At 41.1% G+C, this 19,389-nt stretch carries 20 protein-coding genes; 15 read left to right on the top strand and 5 right to left on the bottom strand.

Going from position 1 to position 19,389, the window contains the following annotated elements; all coding sequences use genetic code 11:
* Positions 1-38: 38 nt before the first annotated feature.
* Positions 39-1,538 (bottom strand): helicase HerA-like C-terminal domain-containing protein, encoded by a 1,500-nt coding sequence (locus tag DK415_RS08230; protein WP_109433213.1) that lies wholly within the window; start codon positions 1,536-1,538, stop codon positions 39-41.
* A gap of 128 nt (positions 1,539-1,666) precedes the next feature.
* On the opposite strand from DK415_RS08230, the gene DK415_RS08225 reads away from it, so the two are divergent.
* The 5 genes from DK415_RS08225 (at position 1,667) to gltS (ending at position 5,451) form a co-directional block, all read left to right on the top strand.
* Positions 1,667-2,335 (top strand): MOSC domain-containing protein, encoded by a 669-nt coding sequence (locus tag DK415_RS08225; protein ID WP_109433212.1) that lies wholly within the window; start codon positions 1,667-1,669, stop codon positions 2,333-2,335.
* Positions 2,336-2,337: 2 nt separating this feature from the next.
* Positions 2,338-2,811: a YchJ family protein gene (locus tag DK415_RS08220; RefSeq protein WP_109433211.1), complete on the top strand. Its 474-nt coding sequence runs from the start codon at positions 2,338-2,340 to the stop codon at positions 2,809-2,811.
* Positions 2,808-3,644 carry a virulence factor BrkB family protein gene (locus DK415_RS08215; RefSeq protein ID WP_109433210.1) on the top strand — a complete coding sequence of 279 codons (837 nt, stop codon included), beginning with the start codon at positions 2,808-2,810 and terminating at the stop codon, positions 3,642-3,644. The genes DK415_RS08220 and DK415_RS08215 overlap by 4 nt, the downstream gene beginning before the upstream one ends.
* On the top strand, positions 3,641-4,075 hold the full coding sequence (gene dtd / locus DK415_RS08210; protein WP_109433209.1) for a D-aminoacyl-tRNA deacylase: 435 nt from the start codon (positions 3,641-3,643) through the stop codon (positions 4,073-4,075). The genes DK415_RS08215 and dtd overlap by 4 nt, the downstream gene beginning before the upstream one ends.
* Before the next feature lie 167 nt (positions 4,076-4,242).
* Entirely contained in the window at positions 4,243-5,451 is a 1,209-nt protein-coding gene (gltS, locus tag DK415_RS08205; protein WP_109433208.1) for a sodium/glutamate symporter, read from the top strand.
* Between the two features lie 98 nt (positions 5,452-5,549).
* On the opposite strand, the gene DK415_RS08200 is transcribed toward gltS, so the two are convergent.
* From DK415_RS08200 to yejK, 3 genes are all read right to left on the bottom strand, one after another.
* Positions 5,550-6,248, bottom strand: a complete 699-nt coding sequence (locus DK415_RS08200) for a response regulator (RefSeq protein ID WP_109433207.1) — start codon at positions 6,246-6,248, stop codon at positions 5,550-5,552.
* 48 nt (positions 6,249-6,296) lie between these two features.
* On the bottom strand, positions 6,297-6,707 hold the full coding sequence (bamE, locus tag DK415_RS08195) for an outer membrane protein assembly factor BamE (RefSeq protein WP_006719637.1): 411 nt from the start codon (positions 6,705-6,707) through the stop codon (positions 6,297-6,299).
* Between the two features lie 64 nt (positions 6,708-6,771).
* Positions 6,772-7,794 carry a nucleoid-associated protein YejK gene (gene yejK, locus DK415_RS08190; protein ID WP_109433206.1) on the bottom strand — a complete coding sequence of 341 codons (1,023 nt, stop codon included), beginning with the start codon at positions 7,792-7,794 and terminating at the stop codon, positions 6,772-6,774.
* Between the two features lie 124 nt (positions 7,795-7,918).
* Here yejK and DK415_RS08185 point away from each other — a divergent pair, with 124 nt between their 5' ends.
* The 3 genes from DK415_RS08185 (at position 7,919) to DK415_RS08175 (ending at position 11,134) form a co-directional block, all read left to right on the top strand.
* Positions 7,919-8,140: a YejL family protein gene (locus DK415_RS08185; protein WP_109433205.1), complete on the top strand. Its 222-nt coding sequence runs from the start codon at positions 7,919-7,921 to the stop codon at positions 8,138-8,140.
* A 7-nt stretch (positions 8,141-8,147) separates the two neighbouring features.
* Positions 8,148-9,887 carry a DUF3413 domain-containing protein gene (locus DK415_RS08180; RefSeq protein WP_109433204.1) on the top strand — a complete coding sequence of 580 codons (1,740 nt, stop codon included), beginning with the start codon at positions 8,148-8,150 and terminating at the stop codon, positions 9,885-9,887.
* Between the two features lie 257 nt (positions 9,888-10,144).
* A complete protein-coding gene (locus DK415_RS08175; protein WP_006719629.1) occupies positions 10,145-11,134 on the top strand; it encodes an amidohydrolase family protein in 990 nt (329 codons plus the stop codon).
* A 70-nt stretch (positions 11,135-11,204) separates the two neighbouring features.
* Here DK415_RS08175 and mazG read toward each other — a convergent pair whose 3' ends face one another.
* The gene (gene mazG / locus DK415_RS08170; RefSeq protein ID WP_109433229.1) at positions 11,205-11,999 is read right to left on the bottom strand and encodes a nucleoside triphosphate pyrophosphohydrolase; all 795 of its coding nucleotides are present in this window, start codon (positions 11,997-11,999) and stop codon (positions 11,205-11,207) included.
* Between the two features lie 157 nt (positions 12,000-12,156).
* Here mazG and uspA point away from each other — a divergent pair, with 157 nt between their 5' ends.
* The 7 genes from uspA to rsmE all read left to right on the top strand — a co-directional run bounded on the left by uspA (position 12,157) and on the right by rsmE (position 19,387).
* Positions 12,157-12,582 carry a universal stress protein UspA gene (gene uspA / locus DK415_RS08165; protein ID WP_006719626.1) on the top strand — a complete coding sequence of 142 codons (426 nt, stop codon included), beginning with the start codon at positions 12,157-12,159 and terminating at the stop codon, positions 12,580-12,582.
* Between the two features lie 212 nt (positions 12,583-12,794).
* Positions 12,795-15,419: an alanine--tRNA ligase gene (gene alaS, locus DK415_RS08160; protein ID WP_109433203.1), complete on the top strand. Its 2,625-nt coding sequence runs from the start codon at positions 12,795-12,797 to the stop codon at positions 15,417-15,419.
* A gap of 138 nt (positions 15,420-15,557) precedes the next feature.
* Complete coding sequence (csrA, locus tag DK415_RS08155) at positions 15,558-15,740, top strand: carbon storage regulator CsrA (RefSeq protein WP_006719623.1); 183 nt, start codon at positions 15,558-15,560, stop codon at positions 15,738-15,740.
* Between the two features lie 40 nt (positions 15,741-15,780).
* The gene (locus DK415_RS08150) at positions 15,781-17,145 is read left to right on the top strand and encodes a phosphohexomutase domain-containing protein (RefSeq protein WP_109433202.1); all 1,365 of its coding nucleotides are present in this window, start codon (positions 15,781-15,783) and stop codon (positions 17,143-17,145) included.
* 70 nt (positions 17,146-17,215) lie between these two features.
* Complete coding sequence (galU, locus tag DK415_RS08145) at positions 17,216-18,103, top strand: UTP--glucose-1-phosphate uridylyltransferase GalU (RefSeq protein ID WP_109433201.1); 888 nt, start codon at positions 17,216-17,218, stop codon at positions 18,101-18,103.
* Positions 18,104-18,254: 151 nt separating this feature from the next.
* Positions 18,255-18,572: a met regulon transcriptional regulator MetJ gene (gene metJ, locus DK415_RS08140; protein ID WP_109433200.1), complete on the top strand. Its 318-nt coding sequence runs from the start codon at positions 18,255-18,257 to the stop codon at positions 18,570-18,572.
* 80 nt (positions 18,573-18,652) lie between these two features.
* A complete protein-coding gene (rsmE, locus tag DK415_RS08135; RefSeq protein WP_109433199.1) occupies positions 18,653-19,387 on the top strand; it encodes a 16S rRNA (uracil(1498)-N(3))-methyltransferase in 735 nt (244 codons plus the stop codon).
* The last annotated feature ends 2 nt before the right edge of the window (positions 19,388-19,389 follow it).

Raw genomic sequence — 19,389 nt, 5'->3', positions numbered from 1 at the left:
TGAATATCAAAAAGTGCGGTTCATTTTTCGGATGAATTTTATTTTTTAAACGCGCCCAAAATCCCACGCATAATTTGTTTGGTGATTTGATTGCAGATGTTGCGTCCCACGGATTTTGCTACGCCACTGACCAATTCTTCAGTTACGGTTAGTTGTTCGCCACGTTTTTTGGTGCCGAAAATCATGCGGCTGAGGCTACCCATAATGCCGTTTTCTTCTTCCTGCTTGGCTTGTTCCGCTTGTTTTTGCGCTACAGCGGCTAAATCCGCTTGTTGGTTTAACACCTCAAAAGCAGATTCGTTATCCACATAATCTTTATAGAAGGCATACAAATCGTCGTCTTTCACCCAAGCGGTGCGTTGTTCGGCAGTAATTGGCGCTAATTGGCTTTTCGGTGGGAAAATGTAAGCAATTTCCACCGGTGTCGGCATACCTTTTTCATCTAAGAACGAGACTAATGCCTGGCCTACGCCGAGTGTTGAAATGGTTTCAACCACGTTTATCTTCGGGTTGGAACGGAAGGTTTCCGCGGCTGATTTCACCGCCTTTTGATCGCGTGGCGTAAAGGCGCGCAAGGCGTGTTGTACGCGGTTACCTAATTGACCGAGCACGGTGTCCGGTAAATCCAACGGGTTTTGGGTCACGAAATAAATGCCCACGCCTTTGGAACGAATTAAACGCACGACCTGCTCCACTTTATCCACCAACACGCTTGGTGCACCGTCAAACAGTAAATGTGCTTCGTCAAAGAACATCACAAATTTCGGTTTGTCGGGGTCGCCCACTTCCTGCAATTGTTCAAACAATTCTGCCATTAACCAAAGCAAGAACGCACTGTACATACGTGGAGAGTTAATTAATTTTTCCGAATTCAGTACATTGATGACACCGCGACCATCACGGGTTTGTAGCCAGTCATCTAAGTTCAGAGCCGGTTCGCCGAATAAATTGGCCGCACCTTCGTTTTCTAAGGTTAATAAGGCACGTTGAATGGCGCCCACGCTGGCGGCGGACACGTTGCCATATTCCACTTGGAAGGTTTTGGCATTTTCCGCCACATATTTCAGCATAGCGCGCAGGTCTTTTAGGTCGATAAGCAATAAGCCTTTGTCATCCGCCACACGGAACACGAGGTTGAGCAAGCCTTCTTGCGTCGTGTTGAGGTTTAATAAACGGGAGAGCAACAACGGCCCCATTTCGGAAATGGTGGTACGGAGCGGAATGCCGGTTTCACCGAACACGTCCCAGAAGGAAACAGGATAACCACTCAAATAGCTTTCGCCGCCTAAATTGAATTGTTCAATACGCTCGGCGATTTTGCCTTGCATCGCGCCCGGTTGCACTAAGCCGGAAAGATCGCCTTTCACATCCACTAAAAACACCGGCACGCCATCGTCACTAAAGGCTTCCGCCATTTTGCGTAATGTCACGGTTTTACCTGTGCCGGTGGCGCCGGCGATTAAACCGTGGCGGTTAGCCATTTTCGCGGTAATGCCGAGTTGTTGGTTTTGGCTGGTTTGGGCGAGTAAATATTGCATATTTTGTTATTCCTAATTGATTGCGTATTGTGCAAAGAATGATATTTAAAAAAGTCAGTGGGGTCAAAAAAGATTATGTTTTTACGGTATAATTTGCCTCATTTCATTTATGCAGTTTGAGGTAACGTATGTCCAATGCGGAAATTTTAGTGATTAAAATCGGTCAAGTGCAGTCTTTAACATTTGCGGATGGTTCGTGTTATGAAAGCGCCATTCGCAAGCAACCGGTAGAAGCTGTGAATATTCATGCGCTAGGGGCGGAAGGCAATGATGTGGGCCTAAAAGCCCATCACGGTGGCGTGGATAAAGCGCTCTTTTTTATGTCGGCAGATTCTTTTTCTGCGTTAAATGCGTTATTGGATGAAAATTTTTCTTATCAGGGCACGGCGATTTACGGCGAGAATTTTGTGGTTTCTGAATTAAACGAAGATTCCGTATGCGTAGGAGATCGTTTTCAAATCGGTTCTTGCGTGGTGGAAGTGTCGCAGCCGCGTAAACCTTGTGAGCGCTTGTCGAAAAATACCAATAATTCAAATACACAACAAACTGTGTATCGTTCCGGTTGGTCAGGTTGGTATGTACGGGTGGTACAAGCGGGCGTAATTCATCAAGGTGATCGGCTCGTATTATTGAGCCGTCCGCATCCTGAATTTACCATTCGTCATTTGAACCGTTTATTGTCGTCCCCCAATCATACCGATGAGCTTGAGCAAGCCTTGGCGCTTGAAGTGTTAGCACCTGCGTTCAAGCGTTCGTTAAATTCACAACTGATGAAATTACAAGAAAAACAGAGTTAAATATGACCGCACTTTTAGATTCAGCTTGCCCTTGTCAATCGAATAAATCCTATGAGGACTGTTGTGGGCGTTTCCATGCACATACGCAATTCCCTGAAACCGCTGAGCAGCTCATGCGTTCCCGTTATGCCGCTTATGTGTTGAAAAATGTGTCTTATATTGTGGAAACTACCGTGTCAAGCCAACAGGCGTTACTCAACGTACAAGCCATTCAAGCATGGGCGGAGGAAACGCAATGGCTGGGATTGCAAATTTTGAATACGGAAAGCTTAACGAAAACCCAAAGTGCGGTGGAATTTCACGCCGTTTTTCAAGGTGAGGAAGGGGAGCAAACTCATCATGAGCGGTCGATTTTTGTGAAAATTGATGGGCGTTGGTATTTTGTCGATCCAACCGTGCCACTGCCGACGATGAAACAACCTTGCGTGTGTGGTTCCGGCAAAAAATTTAAGCATTGTTGCGGAGGCTTTTTATGATTGAGTGGAAAATGTTTTGTACGACCTTTTGGCAGCGTTTTAATCAGAATAAATTAACCCAAGCCGCCGGTTATTTAACGTACAGCACCATGCTTGCCATTGTGCCGTTGATTATGGTGGTGTTTTCTATTTTCTCGGCATTTCCGGTGTTTAATGAAGTAACCGGTGCGTTGAAAGAGTTTATTTTCACCAATTTTGCCCCGTCGGCAAGCGACATGGTGGGACAGTACATTGATGAATTTGTGAATAATTCCAAAAAAATGAGTGCGGTGGGGATTATCAGCTTGATTGTCGTGGCGCTGATGTTGATTAATTCCATCGATCGTACGCTAAACAGTATTTGGCATGACAACGGCACGCGGCCAATTTTCACCTCTTTTGCGATTTATTGGTTGATTCTTACACTTGGTCCGTTGTTAGTTGGCGCCAGTATTGCTGCCAGTGCCTATGTAAAAACCATGTTTGAGAGCGCGTCAAACTTTTCTTTTGGCTTGAAGTTGTTGAGTTTTGTGCCGTTTTTATCCACGTGGTTTATTTTTACCCTGATTTACATGGTGGTGCCGAATCAAAAAGTCAGTATTAAACATTCTGCCGCCGGTGCGCTGATTGCCGCGGTGTTTTTTACGTTGAGTAAGCAAGCCTTTGCTTGGTATATCGTGATGTTCCCGTCTTATCAATTAATTTATGGCGCCATGGCCACTCTGCCAATTATGTTGCTATGGATTCAGTTAAGCTGGACGGTCGTGTTACTCGGCGCACAATTAGCAGCAGTGTTGGCAGAAGTGCGGTCGAAAAAAATGATGAATTTGGAACAAAGTGAGGAAACAAAATGATCGCATTAATTCAGCGTGTCTCCAGTGCAAAAGTGGAAGTTGACGGTGAAATCGTTGGGCAAATTGACAAAGGTCTGCTGGTGCTGTTAGGCGTGGAAAAGGATGATGATCGACAAAAGGCAGATAAGTTGGCGGAGAAAGTCCTGAATTATCGTGTTTTCAGTGATGTAGATGACAAGATGAATTTGAACATACAACAAGTGGCCGGCGAAGTCTTGGTGGTGTCGCAATTTACGTTGGTGGCGGATACACAAAAAGGGCTTCGTCCGAGCTTTTCCAAAGGCGCAACACCATCGTTAGCAAACGAACTTTATGAATATTTTGCACAAAAGTGCGGTGAAAAAGTGAAAGTGGAATGCGGCCGATTTGCTGCGGACATGCAAGTCAGTCTAGTAAATGAGGGACCGGTCACATTTTGGTTAAATAGTTAGAAATTGAGAAAATCTTTTTGAGTTTTTTGTAGAAGCGATGTTTTTTTTCTGTTAAATTGAAATTCCTTTTGTGATTAATAGAAATTTTTATTCTTCGCATAAATTTATTTTATATCAAATCATCAACGATGATTTCGTATAAATAATCATCAGAAAGAGGCTGTTCTATGAATTTTAATACCTATGAAACCCTTGCTTTAGCAGGCTTTGTGCTCTTACTTGGATACTTTTTAGTAAAACGTATCTCTCTATTAAAAAACTACAATATTCCGGAACCTGTTGTTGGCGGCTTTCTTGTCGCGATCATCTTAACGGCATTATATCAAGGTTGGGGTATTTCTTTTACCTTTGATACGAATTTACAAACATCAATGATGTTAGTCTTTTTCTCTTCTATCGGTTTAAGTGCTAACTTTGCCCGATTGATTAAAGGTGGAAAACCCTTAATTATTTTTGTGGTTGCTGCAGGGATTTTGATTGCATTACAAAATACTGTAGGCGTTGCCGGTTCTTTGTTGCTTGGTATCGATCCTGCTTACGGTTTGATTGCCGGTTCGGTTACCTTAACCGGTGGTCATGGTACAGGTGCAGCGTGGGCCAAAACCTTTACTGAAACATTTGGCTTACAAGGTGCGACAGAGCTTGCTATGGCCTGTGCGACATTTGGTTTGGTGTCCGGTGGTATTATCGGTGGGCCGGTAGCGCGTCATTTATTGAAAAAAATGCACCGTGATGAAAGCCCGGAAAATGAAGACAATAGCGACATTCAAGAAGCGTTTGAACACCCGACTTTCCAACGTAAAATTAATACCCGTTCATTAATTGAAACCATCACTATGTTGGCGTGTTGTTTGCTTATCGGTCAATTCTTAGATGCGCAAACAAAAGGCACCGCACTTGCATTACCGACCTTTGTATGGTGTTTGTTCACCGGGGTAATCATTCGCAACACCTTAACGCACATCTTCAAATTTAATGTGGCGGATGCGGCCGTTGATGTGTTAGGTAACGTTGGTTTGTCTCTGTTCTTGGCTATCGCATTAATGTCTTTGAAATTATGGCAATTAGCCGGCTTGGCATTACCGGTAATGGTAATCTTAGTGGTTCAAGTCGTTTTAATGGCCGCATTTGCAATCTATGTGACTTATCGCATGATGGGCAAAGACTATGATGCGGTTGTGTTAAGTGCAGGTCACTGTGGTTTCGGTCTTGGTGCTACACCAACTGCTGTTGCAAATATGCAAGCAATTACGAGCCGTTTTGGACCATCACACAAAGCATTCTTAATCGTACCAATGGTTGGTGCATTCTTTATTGACCTGGTGAATGCCGCCGTATTGAAAGGCTTTATGGTTGTGGTGACATCCCTGCATTAATTGCTAGGTATTTAGTTATAAAAAAGAACCCTATTGAGAAATCAATAGGGTTTTTCTTTAATGGAAATTTTTTAAGTGCGGTCTATTTGAGTGAAGTTTTAGTTATTTTTAAGCAGAATATACCCTTTGCCTCTGACGGTTTTAAACCAAGGTAAGCCATTTTCTCGGCTAGGCAATTTTTTGCGTAAATTGGACATATGCATATCTATGGCACGATCAAAAGGCGTTAACAGCTTATTGAGGATCGCCACACTTAATTCTTCACGAGTCATCAATATATTCGGGCGTTTAACAAATTGGAGAAGCAACGCAAATTCAGTATGGGTTAATTCAATTGGGGTGCTACCAAAAAAAAGTTGCTGGGTTTCCGGATGGAGCGTCAATAAATCAAATTTAATTTGTTCTGATGTTGCGGAATACGGTTCGATAAAGTTGGCTTGTTGTCCACTTCGACGCAAAAGCATTTTTATTCTGATAATGAGTTCATGCGCGTTAAAGGGTTTTACCAAATAATCATCTGCACCCAGCTCTAAGTACAGGATTCGACTCATTGCATCATTTTGGGCGTTTAAGATGATAATCGGTGTGGAATAATGTTTCCGGATTTGTTTGAGAGTTGCGATGCCGTTCCATGTGGGAGCAATAACATCTAATAAGATAAGATCGTAAGACAGATCAAGTTGCTGAGCTATTTGATCTGTCTTTGCGATAGTGACCCGGAAACCTTCCAATGTCAGGAAGTTGGCGAGCAATTCAGATAATTCAGTATCATCATCGACAAGTAAGATTTTGGGCATAAAGAAAACCGTGTTTATGTCAATCTATATGATGAAACTTTAAGACTATTACCAGAATTTCCACCAGCTCTTTGAGGGAGCACTTGGTCCGTTGATAATCGTATTATTAACTTCTGCTTGGCCGCTATTTGGTAATGGTTTATCTAAATCGACGTTAGTCACAATACCACGTTGGTCAAAGTTGACGACCAATGTATGTTGTTCCGGTGTTTCATAAGCTTTTTGTTGCAGGAAAACGTAGTACCAAGTTTGGTTGCTGTATGGATCGATGAGAACCGGTGTACCTAACAAGTACTGAACTTGCTGCGCTGTCATACCGGTCTTAACTTGAGCCACAGTTTCTGCTTGCAAGTAGTTGCCTTGCGGCACGTCAATACGATAAACAATTTTGTTAACGCTCGAACAGGCTGTTACGCTGAGTGCCAAAATGAGTGTGGTTAGAACAGATTTGAATTGCATGTTTGCTTTTTATCCTCTGTAAATAGTTGCAATGATCATACTGAAAGTTTAGTGCATTGCCAAATTAATTCAATGCTTTTAACCGGCGCTGTAACTGATCTCGTAAATTCGGTGGAAGCCCTTTGATGGTTAAAGTATCGGCTGCCTCATCCCAAATGATTCTCTGATCAATTAATTCGGCATCAAAGCTAATGGTAACGCCTTTGCCGGAGCCAGAAAATTTGGTCAACGATTTAAGTGCGGTGCGTACCGGCGGAATATTTTCTTCCAGCCCATAGTTTTGTTCTTGGGTAAACGCGATAAAAGGTTGCTGGTTTAGAGTCGGCAGCTCATTGGAAAGTTCCGCTAATTCAATTTCTTCTCCACTGTTTAATTGACCTTTGCAATATTCAAATACTTGTTTTTTCATCGCTTGCGTTTGTTCGCGGTTTAATTCGCCTTGGACACAATAATCATCAACCGCTTGTAATAAGCATTGGTTTTGTACTTGCGGATTTAATCCTTCCTCTGCACCAAGAAAATCCATAAAAAAGTCAGCGATTTTCCGTCCAACGCGACCTTTAATGAAGGTTAAATAGCGGTTTGAATTGGCATTCAGTTGTAAATCCGTCAAGTTAATCCGGGCGGCAATGTCGAATTGAGTAATATTAAGATATTCTGTACGTTGAATTTCTAACTGTTCGTTGACTAGCATACTGATTCTGCTGTCTAGCAACGCGATAAATAAATAGTCGGTGGCTAAAAAATTGTACTGACACAGCACCAATGTACCGTTATCGGCAAAGTTATACTTGCTTAGCTCGTTTATCAGTAAATGTGTTGATTCATGGCTAAAAGGCAGAAAGTCCAATTCATTTTCCAATAAACGATTCAAACTTTGTGCAAAAACAGATGATTCCTGAAAGATGCCATAGCCTTTGGCTTTATTTTGATAGCCTTGATGAAGTTGTAACATCATTTGTTCCACTTCCGGCGTGATAGCAAGTAATTGTTCCCGCAAAACAGCGGTTAATTGAGGAGAATTTTCAGCTTCTTCATTAGATTTAACAACTTGATGAAGAATGATTTGTTTAACGGTAATGCTCATAAATTTGCCTCTAAAAAATTTCCGCTATTATAACCGCACTTTTTAACAGAACTAACAAAATATGTTAGGATTAGCGCAATTATCAGTTAATATAAACGGCATTTTAAACCGGTAAATTATCGCTATGGCAATCCAATCTAAATATCAAGATAAACAAATCGATGCGATCTTAAATGACATGATTGCAGTGCTTGAGAAACATCAGGCGCCTTTAGACTTATCCTTAATTGTTCTCGGTAATATGACCACAAATTTACTTACCGGTAGCGTAGGCAAACAGCAGCAACAAGTTTTAGCACAAGCATTTGCTGACGCCTTACTCAACTCTATTAAAACAGTAAAATAATCGACATATGTGGAAATTTAAAAGCAGACAATATCGTGAAGAGACCTCACAGAAAATTTCTTGGGGACACTGGTTTGCTTTTTTTAATATCCTTTGGGCTATTTTTATTGGTGCCCGCTATGCGTTTATCATTGATTGGCCGGATACCTTATTCGGTAAAATTTACTTCTTCATCAGCTTACTTGGGCATTTTAGTTTTATTGTTTTTGCCTTTTATTTGCTGGTCATATTCCCCTTAAGTTTTATCGTTAAAAACCACCGCACTTTTCGTGGGCTAACGGTCATTCTTGCAACGATCGGCAACACTTTGTTGTTGGTGGATAGCGAAGTATTCTTGCGTTTTAACTTGCACTTGTCGTCATTAGTCTGGAATCTTTTAGTGAATCCGGAGAACGGGGAATTATCGCGCAACTGGCAAATTTTCTTTGTGCCGATGCCATTGATTTTATTGGTGCAAATGTTGTTTTCCCGCTGGTCTTGGCAAAAGCTGCGTAGCTTAGAACGCCAAAAATGGCTAAAAGCAGTGGGTGTCTTTTTTGTTTGCACCTTTAGTGCAACTCACCTAATTTATGCATGGGCAGATGCCTATTTATACCGTCCTATCACCATGCAACGTTCTAATTTTCCGTTGTCTTATCCGATGACGGCACGTTCTTTTTTAGAGAAACACGGTTTCTTAGATAAAGCTGAATATGCACAACGTCTTGTACAAGAAGGCCGATTAGATGCCTTAGCCATCGATTATCCGAAAAATCCGTTAGTCTTTGCTGAGCAACAGGAAAATACCAATATCCTATTAATCACGCTATCAGGCTTGCGCCATGATGTGATTGATGCGGAAAAAATGCCGAATTTGACACAATTCGCAGAGAATTCCACACAATTTATCAATCATTACAGTAGTGGCAATAACAATAATACAGGGTTAGTCGGATTGTTTTATGGTCTAAATGGAAGTTATACCGACAGCTTGCTCAGCAATAAAACCTCTTCTGTGTTAGTGGAACGTTTAACACAACAACAATATTTGCAAGGCGTGTTTTCTTCTAAAAAGGTTGATGCAGGTATTCTCCGTCGAGCTATTTATCCAAAAACGAAGCTTGTTGCGGAGAATGGTAATCAAGCTGCGATTACTTCCTTCACGCGTTGGTTGGATACTGCACAAGTGCAGAATAAACCGTTCTGGGGTTATTTAAGTTTGAATATCGAACCCAATCTTACACAAGAGAAATATGAGCAGCAGCTGGCAGATATTGATGCGTCATTGGGACAGTTGTTGCCCGAGTTAGATTTGCCAAATACCCTTGTGATTATTACTGCTGAGCATGGCTATACATTCAAAAAATTATCGGAAAAAGAAGAAACAAATTATTTTTCGCGTGATGAAGTGCAAGTACCAATGATTGTTCGTTGGAATGATTTACCAGTTGGCAAAGTCTCTAAGTTAACCTCACATGTGGATTTACTGCCGGCCTTGATGAAGCATATTTTTAAAGTGAAAAATCCGATTGCTGATTATGCACAAGGGCGAGATTTGTTTGATCTTACGTCTAGTGTGGATTGGATTTTGGTGTCTAATTATCGTTGGAGTGTGATTGTTCAACCGGATGGTACGCAATATCATATTGATAATCGTGGAAATTATGAAAAATACGACCGCACTTATCAAAAAATGTCGTCTGAAAGACCACCGCTAGGACTATTTTTAGAAGCCTTTAGCCAGGAGCGTTCTTTTTTAGAAAAATGATGAAATAGTCGCTGACCGATAGCTAAAATCAATTATATTTTTGTAGCAGCGAGTTTTATACTAGCGCGCAATTCCATCAGGACAAATAAGATGTTATTAATTAAAAATCTGAGAATTTTTCATAACATTGTTCGTTATTTCAATGCATTATCATTGAACCTCTTTCTATTTTCAATTAATAAGCCATCCTCTTCTATGAGGATTTTTTTCTATTTGCTCCCTGCCCGTTTCCAAAATTTACTCATTACGGAGTCGTTATGACCAAAAATCACGTTCGTAGTTTTAAAACTTATATTCGGGATGAAATCATTAAAAAAGGGGGCTGGGTAAATGCTCATGCCCACGCGGATCGTGCTTTTACCATGACGCCGGAAAAAATTGGTATTTACCAAAGTTGCAATTTACAACAAAAATGGGACTTGGTAGATGAAGTAAAACGTACGTCTTCCGTGGATGATTACTATGCCCGTTTTTGCCAATCTATCGAATTGATGATTTCGCAAGGGGTGACGGCTTTTGGAACCTTTGTTGATATCGACCCGGTGTGTGAAGATCGTGCAATTATCGCAGCACATAAAGCACGCGAAGTCTATAAACATGACATCGTATTGAAATTTGCTAACCAAACCTTAAAAGGGGTTATTGAGCCAACCGCACGTAAATGGTTTGATATTGGTTCGGAAATGGTGGATATGATTGGTGGTTTGCCGTATCGCGACGAGCTAGATTATGGTCGCGGTTTGGAAGCCATGGATATTTTGTTGGATAAGGCGAAATCTTTAGGGATTATGTGTCATGTGCATGTGGACCAATTTAACTCGCCAACCGAAATTGAAACCGAACAACTTTGTGACAAAACCATTGAACATGGGATGCAAGGGCGTGTCGTGGCGATTCACGGGATTTCTATCGGCTCACATTCCAAAGAGTATCGTTATCGTTTATATGAAAAAATGCGCCAAGCACAAATGATGATGATTGCTTGCCCGATGGCGTGGATTGATAGTAATCGTAAAGAAGAACTCATGCCTTTCCATAATGCGTTAACACCGGCAGATGAAATGATTCCGGAAGGGATTACGGTGGCGATTGGTACGGATAATATTTGTGACTACATGGTGCCGTTGTGCGAAGGGGATATGTGGCAAGAATTAAGTTTGCTGGCTGCAGGTTGCCGTTTCCCTGATTTAGATGCTATGGTAAATATCGCCAGTATCAACGGCCGTAAAGTATTGGGCTTGGACTAGTTCTTCTCTGATCTCATACAAAAAATACCGAGCAATTGCTCGGTATTTTTTTCTGAAAGTGCGGTCATTTTTAGCGGTGTTTTTCTTCTTTCTTCACTTCATCCCAAAGCACATCCATTTCCACTAAGCTTGCATCTTCAAGACTACGGTTTTGTTGTTTTAACTTCTCTTCGACTTTACGGAAGCGTTGTTCAAACTTTTGGTTAGCTTTGCGTAGGCTTTCTTCTGCCTGACAGTGTATATGACGACTTAGATTGACGGTTGCAAAGAGCAAATCCCCCATTTCCTCTTCAATTTTTTCCTGGTCTTGTGGCTGACGTTCAAGTTCTTGTCTGACTTCTTGTAATTCCTCTTCGACTTTGGTGAAGACCGGGGAAATGTTATCCCAATCAAATCCGATTTTTGAGCAGCGTTTTTGTAATTTTTCTGCCCGCATCAAAGCGGGAAAAGACTGTGGAATATTGTCTAAAATTGACGTATGCCCAAGTGTTTTGTGTTCTTCGGCTTTCATCGCATTCCAATTTTGTAAAGCTTCTTGCTCATTTTTAGCCTGTTTATCGCCAAACACATGAGGGTGGCGCCGAACGATCTTTTCGGCTACGTTTTGTACGACGTGGTCAAACGTAAATTTATTTTCTTCCGTCGCAAGTTGACTCAGAAATACTACCTGAAGTAATAAATCGCCCAGTTCTTCTTTTAGATTTTCAACATCATTTTTTTCAATTGCTTCAATGACTTCGTAGGTTTCTTCTTTTAAACAAGAAATCATGGAATGGTAGTTTTGTTTAATATCCCATGGACAGCCATTTACGGGATCGCGTAATTGGGCAATTAATTTTAAAAAGTCGTTTATTGAATAGGTCATATTTTTGAAAATAGAGAGAAAAAGGAGACAAAATAATAACATAAAAGACATTTAGGATCTTTTTTCCAAAATGTGATCTTGCACATATTTTTTCTTGAAACCTAGTGATACTATACTAATGAAGATTAATTAACCCTGATCGGATAAGGAGTCGATTATGTATAAACATGTATTAGTTGCAGTAGATCTTTCAGAAGAAAGTCCAATTCTCTTGAAAAAAGCAGTGGGGGTTGCAAAACGCCACGATGCGAAATTATCTATTATCCATGTTGATGTAAATTTTTCGGATCTTTATACAGGGCTGATTGATGTAAATATGGTATCAATGCAGGATCGTATTTCCAGTGAAACGCAACAGGCGTTATTACAATTAGCAGAACAAGCCGGTTATCCGATTAATGAAAAACTTAGCGGTAGCGGCGACTTAGGTCAAGTATTGACAGATGCTATTGAACAATATGATGTTGATTTATTGGTAACAGGACACCATCAAGATTTCTGGAGTAAATTGATGTCTTCTACTCGCCAGGTGATGAACTCAATTACCATTGATATGCTCGTAGTTCCTCTTCGTGAAGAATGATTACAAAGCGTAGCCAGTTATTAAAAATATTATAAAAACCGACCGCACTTTCACGAGTTCAGAGCGTAAGTGCGGTTTTATTTTATTTATTGTTAGGAAAATAAAGTGTGCGGTATAAAAAGTTTTTTTATAAATTTCAAAAATATGTAAGAATACAGAGTTACTCCGTGAATTGACGGTATTTAATAAGATTTAAAAGCTAAGGCGTGTACATGAAAACAACAGCACAAATTCGACAGTCGTACCTTGATTTTTTCCATAGTAAAGGGCATCAAGTTGTAGCAAGTAGTTCTTTGGTTCCAGACAATGATCCGACGTTATTATTTACCAACGCCGGGATGAACCAATTTAAAAATGTTTTTTTAGGATTAGAAAAGCGCCCTTATACCCGAGCAACTACAGCACAACGCTGTGTACGCGCGGGGGGAAAACATAACGATTTAGAAAATGTGGGTTATACCGCCAGACACCATACTTTCTTTGAAATGTTAGGTAATTTCAGCTTTGGTGATTATTTTAAACAAGATGCAATTCATTACGGTTGGGAATTTTTAACTTCACCACAATGGTTGGGCTTACCGAAAGAAAGATTATGGGTGACCGTGTACGAAACCGATGATGAAGCCTACAACATTTGGCATAAAGAAATCGGTATTCCTGCAGAGCGTATTATTCGTATTGGCGACAACAAAGGTGCGCCTTATGCGTCGGATAACTTCTGGCAAATGGGTGATACAGGTCCTTGTGGCCCTTGTACTGAAATTTTCTACGATCATGGTGATCACATTTGGGGTGGCCCTCCGGGTTCTCCTGAAGAGGATGGCGACCGCTATATTGAAATCTGGAACATCGTGTTCATGCAATTTAACCGCCATGCTGACGGCACTATGGAGAAACTTCCAAAACCGTCTGTGGATACCGGCATGGGCTTGGAGCGAATCAGTGCGGTATTGCAACACGTCAACTCCAACTATGATATTGATATTTTTAAAACCTTAATTGCCAAAGTGGCTGAGTTAACCGGTGAGAAAGATTTAGCCAATAAATCATTACGTGTTATTGCCGACCATATTCGTTCTTGCGCTTATTTAATTGCTGACGGTGTGGTGCCTTCCAATGAAGGACGTGGTTATGTGCTTCGTCGTATTATTCGTCGTGCAGTACGTCATGGGCATTTACTTGGCGCTACAGAAGCGTTCTTCTATAAATTAGTGCCAACACTGATTGATGTGATGGCGGAAGCGGGTGAAGAGGTGAAAAAACAGCAAGCGACAGTGGAAAAATTCTTGCGCTTGGAAGAAGAACAATTTGCTCGCACATTAGAACGTGGTTTGACCTTGTTGGATGAAGCATTAGCCAATGTAAAAGAGAATATCTTGTCCGGTGAAGTGGCCTTTAAGTTATATGATACCTATGGTTTCCCATTGGATTTAACCGCAGATGTTTGCCGTGAGCGTGGTATTGCGATTGATGAAGTAGGTTTCGAGCGTGAAATGGAATTGCAACGCGTTCGCGCACAATCTGCAAGTCAATTCGGTATGGACTATAACAGTGTAATCCGTGTTGACGGGACAACCCGTTTTGAAGGATATACTGAGTCAGAAACACTGGCAAAAGTGACCGCACTTTTCCATGAGGGAAATCCGGTAGAATCGATTTCAGCGGGCCAAAGCGCCGTAGTTATTTTAGATAATACGCCGTTCTATGCAGAATCCGGTGGCCAAATTGGTGATATCGGTCGTTTAGAAGGTAATGGTTTTTGTTTTGACGTAAAAGACACTCAAAAATATGGTCAAGTGTTTGGTCATATTGGTGAGCTTACCCAAGGTAGTTTATCTGTTGGCCAGTCTGTAAATGCGGTTGTTGACGATGTTCGCCGTCAACGTATTTCGTTAAATCACTCCGCAACACACTTGTTGCATGCTGCATTACGTCAAGTATTAGGTGAACATGTCGCGCAAAAAGGGTCACTTGTTTCCGATACGTTGTTACGTTTTGACTTTGCTCAACATGAAGCAATTAGCAAAGCACAATTAGCTGAAGTTGAACGTATTGTGAACCAGCAAGTGAGAGCAAATAATCCAATCCAAACCGACATTATGGCGTTGGAAGCCGCAAAAGCAAAAGGTGCGATGGCGTTATTCGGTGAGAAGTATTCCGAACAGGTTCGTGTCTTAACGATGGGTGATTTCTCTATTGAGTTGTGTGGTGGTATTCATGCAAAACGCACGGGAGATATCGGATTATTTAAAATCGTCACAGAAACTGCTGTGGCAGCAGGTATTCGTCGAATTGAAGCGATTACCGGTGAAACTGCGATTGAATGGTTACAACATCAACAAACTTTATTGAATCAAAGCGCCGAATTACTGAAATCGGACGTTAATTCCGTTACGGATAAGATTTCTCTGTTGCAAGATAAATGTAAGAAAGTTGAGAAAGAGTTACAAACATTAAAAGAGAAAGCTGCACTTCAGGCCGGTAATGACTTGGCTAAAAGTGCGGTCAAAATTAATGGTGTTTCTGTGATTGTGCAGCAGCTTGATGGTATTGAAGCGAAGTCTTTACGTGCAATGGTTGATAGCCTGAAAAATCAATTAGGCTCTGCCGTCGTGGTGTTTGCTTCCGCGTTGGATGAAAAAGTTAACTTAATTGTTGGCGTAACTCAGGATCTAACTGCCAAAGTAAAAGCCGGTGAGCTCGTGAATTTAATGGCTCAACAAGTCGGTGGTAAAGGCGGTGGTCGCCCGGATATGGCGATGGCCGGTGGTACTGAACCACAAAATATCAACAAAGCATTATCCGTTTGCTCTGATTGGTTAAAAGCAAATTTGTAATCTTTGTTTCTTGTTAATTAATTATGGCACTTATGATTTCATGAGTGCCAAAGTACAAAGTATTGTTTAATGTTTGATAGGGATGTTGGAAGCAAAATAGGGAAGTTGGAAATAAACTATAAAAGGTGAGGAGTTTATATGCTGATCTTAACCCGTAAAGTTGGCGAGAGCTTGCTCATCGGCGATGATGTTTCTATCACGATTCTCAATATACGAGGCAACCAAGTAAAAATTGGCGTGCAAGCCCCCAAGGATGTTTCTGTTCATAGAGAAGAAATTTACCAGCGTATTCATCAAGCTAAGGATGAAAACAAAGCATAGTAGCAAATTTCATTTTATGGACAATTAAAATGGAGTAGTTATGAGTAAATTGACTTGCTTTAAAGCTTACGATATCCGTGGTCGCTTAGGCGAAGAGTTAAACGTGGATATTGTGTATCGTATAGGTCGTGCATTTGGGCAGTTTTTGAAGCCTAAAACCATTGTCGTTGGTGGAGATGTTCGTTTAACGAGCAAAGAACTAAAAAGTGCGGTAACAAATGGCTTATTGGATTCCGGTGTTAATGTAATTGATTTAGGTGAAACAGGGACAGAGGAAGTCTATTTTGCTACGTCATTTTTGAAAACCGATGGTGGTATTGAAGTTACCGCAAGCCATAATCCGATGGATTACAATGGACTTAAATTAGTACGTGAAGGTTCCCGTCCGATTAGTGCAGATACCGGCTTGGCGGATATTCAACGCTTGGCGGAAGAAAATAATTTTCCACCGGTGACTCAACGTGGTGAATATAAACAGCTTTCCGTGCTCGGCGATTACGTTGAACACTTGTTGTCCTACATTAACTTGGCACAGTTGAAGCCTTTAAAATTAGTGATTAACGCCGGTAATGGCGCGGCAGGACACGTTATTGACGCAATTGAAGCTCAATTTAAAGCAAAACAAGTGCCGGTCGAGTTTATTAAGGTTCATAACAATCCGGATGGGACATTCCCACATGGTATTCCTAATCCTTTATTGCCGGAAAACCGCCAAGATACGATTGATGCGGTTTTGGCAAATGAAGCGGATATGGGAATTGCCTTTGATGGTGATTTTGACCGCTGTTTCCTATTTGATGAACGCGCGAATTTTATTGAAGGCTACTACATTGTCGGCTTGTTAAGCCAAGCCTTCTTGCAAAAAAATAAAGGCGCAAAAATCATTTATGATCCGCGTTTAATTTGGAATACGCTGAAATTAGTGGAAGAAAATGGCGGTGAAGCTGTTATGTCTAAATCAGGCCATTCTTTCATTAAAGAGAAAATGCGTGCAGTAGACGCTATTTACGGCGGAGAAATGAGCGCACACCATTATTTCCGTGATTTCTTCTATTGTGATAGTGGTATGATCCCATGGTTGCTCGTGATGGAACTTGTTTCTGTTACCGGTAAATCATTAGGTGAGCTAGTGAACAATAGCGTGAATACATTCCCGTCTCCAGGCGAAATTAACAGCAACTTAGCTGATGCAAAAAGCGCGATTGAGCGTGTACGTGCTGCATATGAAAAAGAAGCGGTTCATGTTGATGATATTGACGGGATTAGTATTGAATATCCGAATTGGCGTTTTAATCTGCGTTCATCAAATACCGAGCCGGTGGTTCGTTTAAACTTGGAAACTCGCGGTGATAAACAACTGATGGCGGAAAAAACTGAAGAGATTTTGGCATTACTTCGTCAGTAAAAACACATAAAAAACTTACCGCACTTTTCAGAAGAGAAAAGTGCGGTCTTTTTATATAAGGAAAATAGACATGAAAGCAATTATTCCTGTTGCCGGCTTAGGCACACGTATGTTACCTGCAACAAAGGCGATTCCGAAGGAAATGTTAACGCTGGTGGATAAACCACTTATTCAATACGTTGTAAATGAATGTGTTGCCGCAGGCATCAAAGAAATTGTGTTGGTTACTCACTCTTCCAAAAATGCTATCGAAAACCATTTTGATACCTCTTTCGAATTGGAAACGATGTTAGAAAAACGGGTAAAACGCCAACTCTTGGAAGAAGTTCGTTCTATTGTGCCAAAAGATGTCACCATTATGCATGTTCGCCAAGGGAATGCGAAAGGCTTGGGACACGCCGTATTATGTGGTCGTCCGTTAGTTGGAGATGAGTCTTTTGCAGTGATCTTGCCGGATGTGTTATTGGCGGAATTTTCGGCTAATCAGAAAAAAGAAAACCTCGCGGCCATGTTAAAACGCTTTAATCAAACGAAAGCCAGCCAAATCATGGTAAGTCCTGTTGCACCGGAAGCTGTCAGCAGCTACGGTATTGCCGACTGCGGTGGCATTGAAATTCCGCCGGGAGAAAGTGCGAAAATTCATAGTATTGTGGAAAAACCAAGTGTTGATGAAGCGCCATCTAATCTAGCAGTCGTGGGTCGTTATGTTTTCTCTGCGGCAATTTGGGATTTGTTGGAAAGAACACCGATTGGTGTTGGTGATGAAATTCAATTAACCGATGCGATTGATATGTTAATTGAAAAAGAAACGGTAGAAGCGTTCCATATGACCGGTATTTCTTACGATTGTGGCGATAAAATTGGTTATATGAAAGCCTTCGTCGAATATGGTTTGCATCACAATAAACTGGGTGGTGAATTTAAATCTTATTTAAAAGATTTAGTAAAAACGTTTTAATTTTGTTGAATAAAAAGGCATCGATAAGATGCCTTTATTTTTTTCTATTTTTAGTGCTAGAAATCTAGCAGTCTTCACGGCTAGATTGTTATTTTTATTCTTTTTTATTAGAATATCTCGACAATTAATAAGGTTATTTTAGGAATCAATTATGGCGGATTGGAACGGACAATATATCAGTCCTTATGCGGAACACGGTAAAAAAAGCGAACAAGTTAAAAAAATTACAGTATCTATTCCGATTAAAGTGCTTGAAATTTTGACCAATGAACGTACCCGTCGCCAAATTCGTAATTTGCGTCACGCGACCAACAGTGAACTGTTATGTGAAGCGTTTTTACATGCTTTTACCGGTCAACCTTTACCAACGGATGAAGATTTGTTAAAGGAACGTAGTGACGAAATTCCAGAAGAAGCAAAAGCGATTATGCGTGAGTTAGGTATTGATCCTACACAGTGGGAATATTAATTTTTCATTTCGTATTTTACGTTTTGCCATCCGCTTTTCTGCTATGATAGAACAAATTATTTTTACTTATTTGTTCTATTATGCGAATACCTCGAATTTACCATCCCACTTCTCTTAATTCACTCACCTCTTGCACACTTTCTGAAGATGGTGCTAACCATGTCGGTCGTGTTTTACGTATGCAACCGGGCGATCAACTTGAACTTTTCGATGGCAGTAACCATATCTATCAAGCGGTCATCAATGCGGTAACGAAAAAATCCGTTGATGTCGATATTTTGAGTCGTCAGTTAGATGATCGTGAAAGTCCACTTGCGATCCATTTAGGACAAGTGATTTCCCGTGGGGAACGCATGGAATTTACGATTCAGAAATCCGTTGAACTGGGTGTGAATGTTATTACGCCTCTGTGGTCAGAACGTTGCGGTGTGAAATTAGACGGCGAACGCATGGAGAAAAAAATTCAACAATGGCAAAAAATTGCGATTGCTGCTTGTGAGCAGTGCGGGCGGAATACCATCCCGGAAATTCGTCCGTTAATGAAGCTGCAACAGTGGTGTGCTGAACCGGATGACGCACTCAAATTAAATTTACATCCAAGAGCCAGTTATTCCATTCGTACTCTGCCGGCAATCCCTAAGGCAGGGGTTCGCTTATTAATTGGTTCGGAAGGTGGTTTGTCCCCACAAGAAATTGCACAAACCGAGGAACATGGCTTTGTGGAAGTATTATTAGGAAAACGTGTATTACGCACTGAAACCGCAGCGATGGCGGCAATTACCGCCTTGCAGGTGTGTTTTGGTGATTTAGGATAGAG

Origin of the sequence: Aggregatibacter segnis, assembly GCF_003130075.1 — a bacterium.
GTDB classification, from domain to species: domain Bacteria; phylum Pseudomonadota; class Gammaproteobacteria; order Enterobacterales; family Pasteurellaceae; genus Aggregatibacter; species Aggregatibacter segnis_A.
The sequence above is the reverse complement of the archived record's forward strand: the minus strand, read 5'-3'. Positions and strand labels throughout refer to the sequence as shown.

Excerpts from the sequence above, each read along its gene's own strand:
- DK415_RS08230 (WP_109433213.1), bottom strand. The coding sequence starts at position 1,538 with ATGCAATATTTACTCGCCCAAACCAGCCAAAACCAACAACTCGGCATT.
- DK415_RS08225 (WP_109433212.1), top strand. The coding sequence starts at position 1,667 with ATGTCCAATGCGGAAATTTTAGTGATTAAAATCGGTCAAGTGCAGTCT.
- DK415_RS08220 (WP_109433211.1), top strand. The coding sequence starts at position 2,338 with ATGACCGCACTTTTAGATTCAGCTTGCCCTTGTCAATCGAATAAATCC.
- DK415_RS08215 (WP_109433210.1), top strand. The coding sequence starts at position 2,808 with ATGATTGAGTGGAAAATGTTTTGTACGACCTTTTGGCAGCGTTTTAAT.
- dtd (WP_109433209.1), top strand. The coding sequence starts at position 3,641 with ATGATCGCATTAATTCAGCGTGTCTCCAGTGCAAAAGTGGAAGTTGAC.
- gltS (WP_109433208.1), top strand. The coding sequence starts at position 4,243 with ATGAATTTTAATACCTATGAAACCCTTGCTTTAGCAGGCTTTGTGCTC.
- DK415_RS08200 (WP_109433207.1), bottom strand. The coding sequence starts at position 6,248 with ATGCCCAAAATCTTACTTGTCGATGATGATACTGAATTATCTGAATTG.
- bamE (WP_006719637.1), bottom strand. The coding sequence starts at position 6,707 with ATGCAATTCAAATCTGTTCTAACCACACTCATTTTGGCACTCAGCGTA.
- yejK (WP_109433206.1), bottom strand. The coding sequence starts at position 7,794 with ATGAGCATTACCGTTAAACAAATCATTCTTCATCAAGTTGTTAAATCT.
- DK415_RS08185 (WP_109433205.1), top strand. The coding sequence starts at position 7,919 with ATGGCAATCCAATCTAAATATCAAGATAAACAAATCGATGCGATCTTA.
- DK415_RS08180 (WP_109433204.1), top strand. The coding sequence starts at position 8,148 with ATGTGGAAATTTAAAAGCAGACAATATCGTGAAGAGACCTCACAGAAA.
- DK415_RS08175 (WP_006719629.1), top strand. The coding sequence starts at position 10,145 with ATGACCAAAAATCACGTTCGTAGTTTTAAAACTTATATTCGGGATGAA.
- mazG (WP_109433229.1), bottom strand. The coding sequence starts at position 11,999 with ATGACCTATTCAATAAACGACTTTTTAAAATTAATTGCCCAATTACGC.
- uspA (WP_006719626.1), top strand. The coding sequence starts at position 12,157 with ATGTATAAACATGTATTAGTTGCAGTAGATCTTTCAGAAGAAAGTCCA.
- alaS (WP_109433203.1), top strand. The coding sequence starts at position 12,795 with ATGAAAACAACAGCACAAATTCGACAGTCGTACCTTGATTTTTTCCAT.
- csrA (WP_006719623.1), top strand. The coding sequence starts at position 15,558 with ATGCTGATCTTAACCCGTAAAGTTGGCGAGAGCTTGCTCATCGGCGAT.
- DK415_RS08150 (WP_109433202.1), top strand. The coding sequence starts at position 15,781 with ATGAGTAAATTGACTTGCTTTAAAGCTTACGATATCCGTGGTCGCTTA.
- galU (WP_109433201.1), top strand. The coding sequence starts at position 17,216 with ATGAAAGCAATTATTCCTGTTGCCGGCTTAGGCACACGTATGTTACCT.
- metJ (WP_109433200.1), top strand. The coding sequence starts at position 18,255 with ATGGCGGATTGGAACGGACAATATATCAGTCCTTATGCGGAACACGGT.
- rsmE (WP_109433199.1), top strand. The coding sequence starts at position 18,653 with ATGCGAATACCTCGAATTTACCATCCCACTTCTCTTAATTCACTCACC.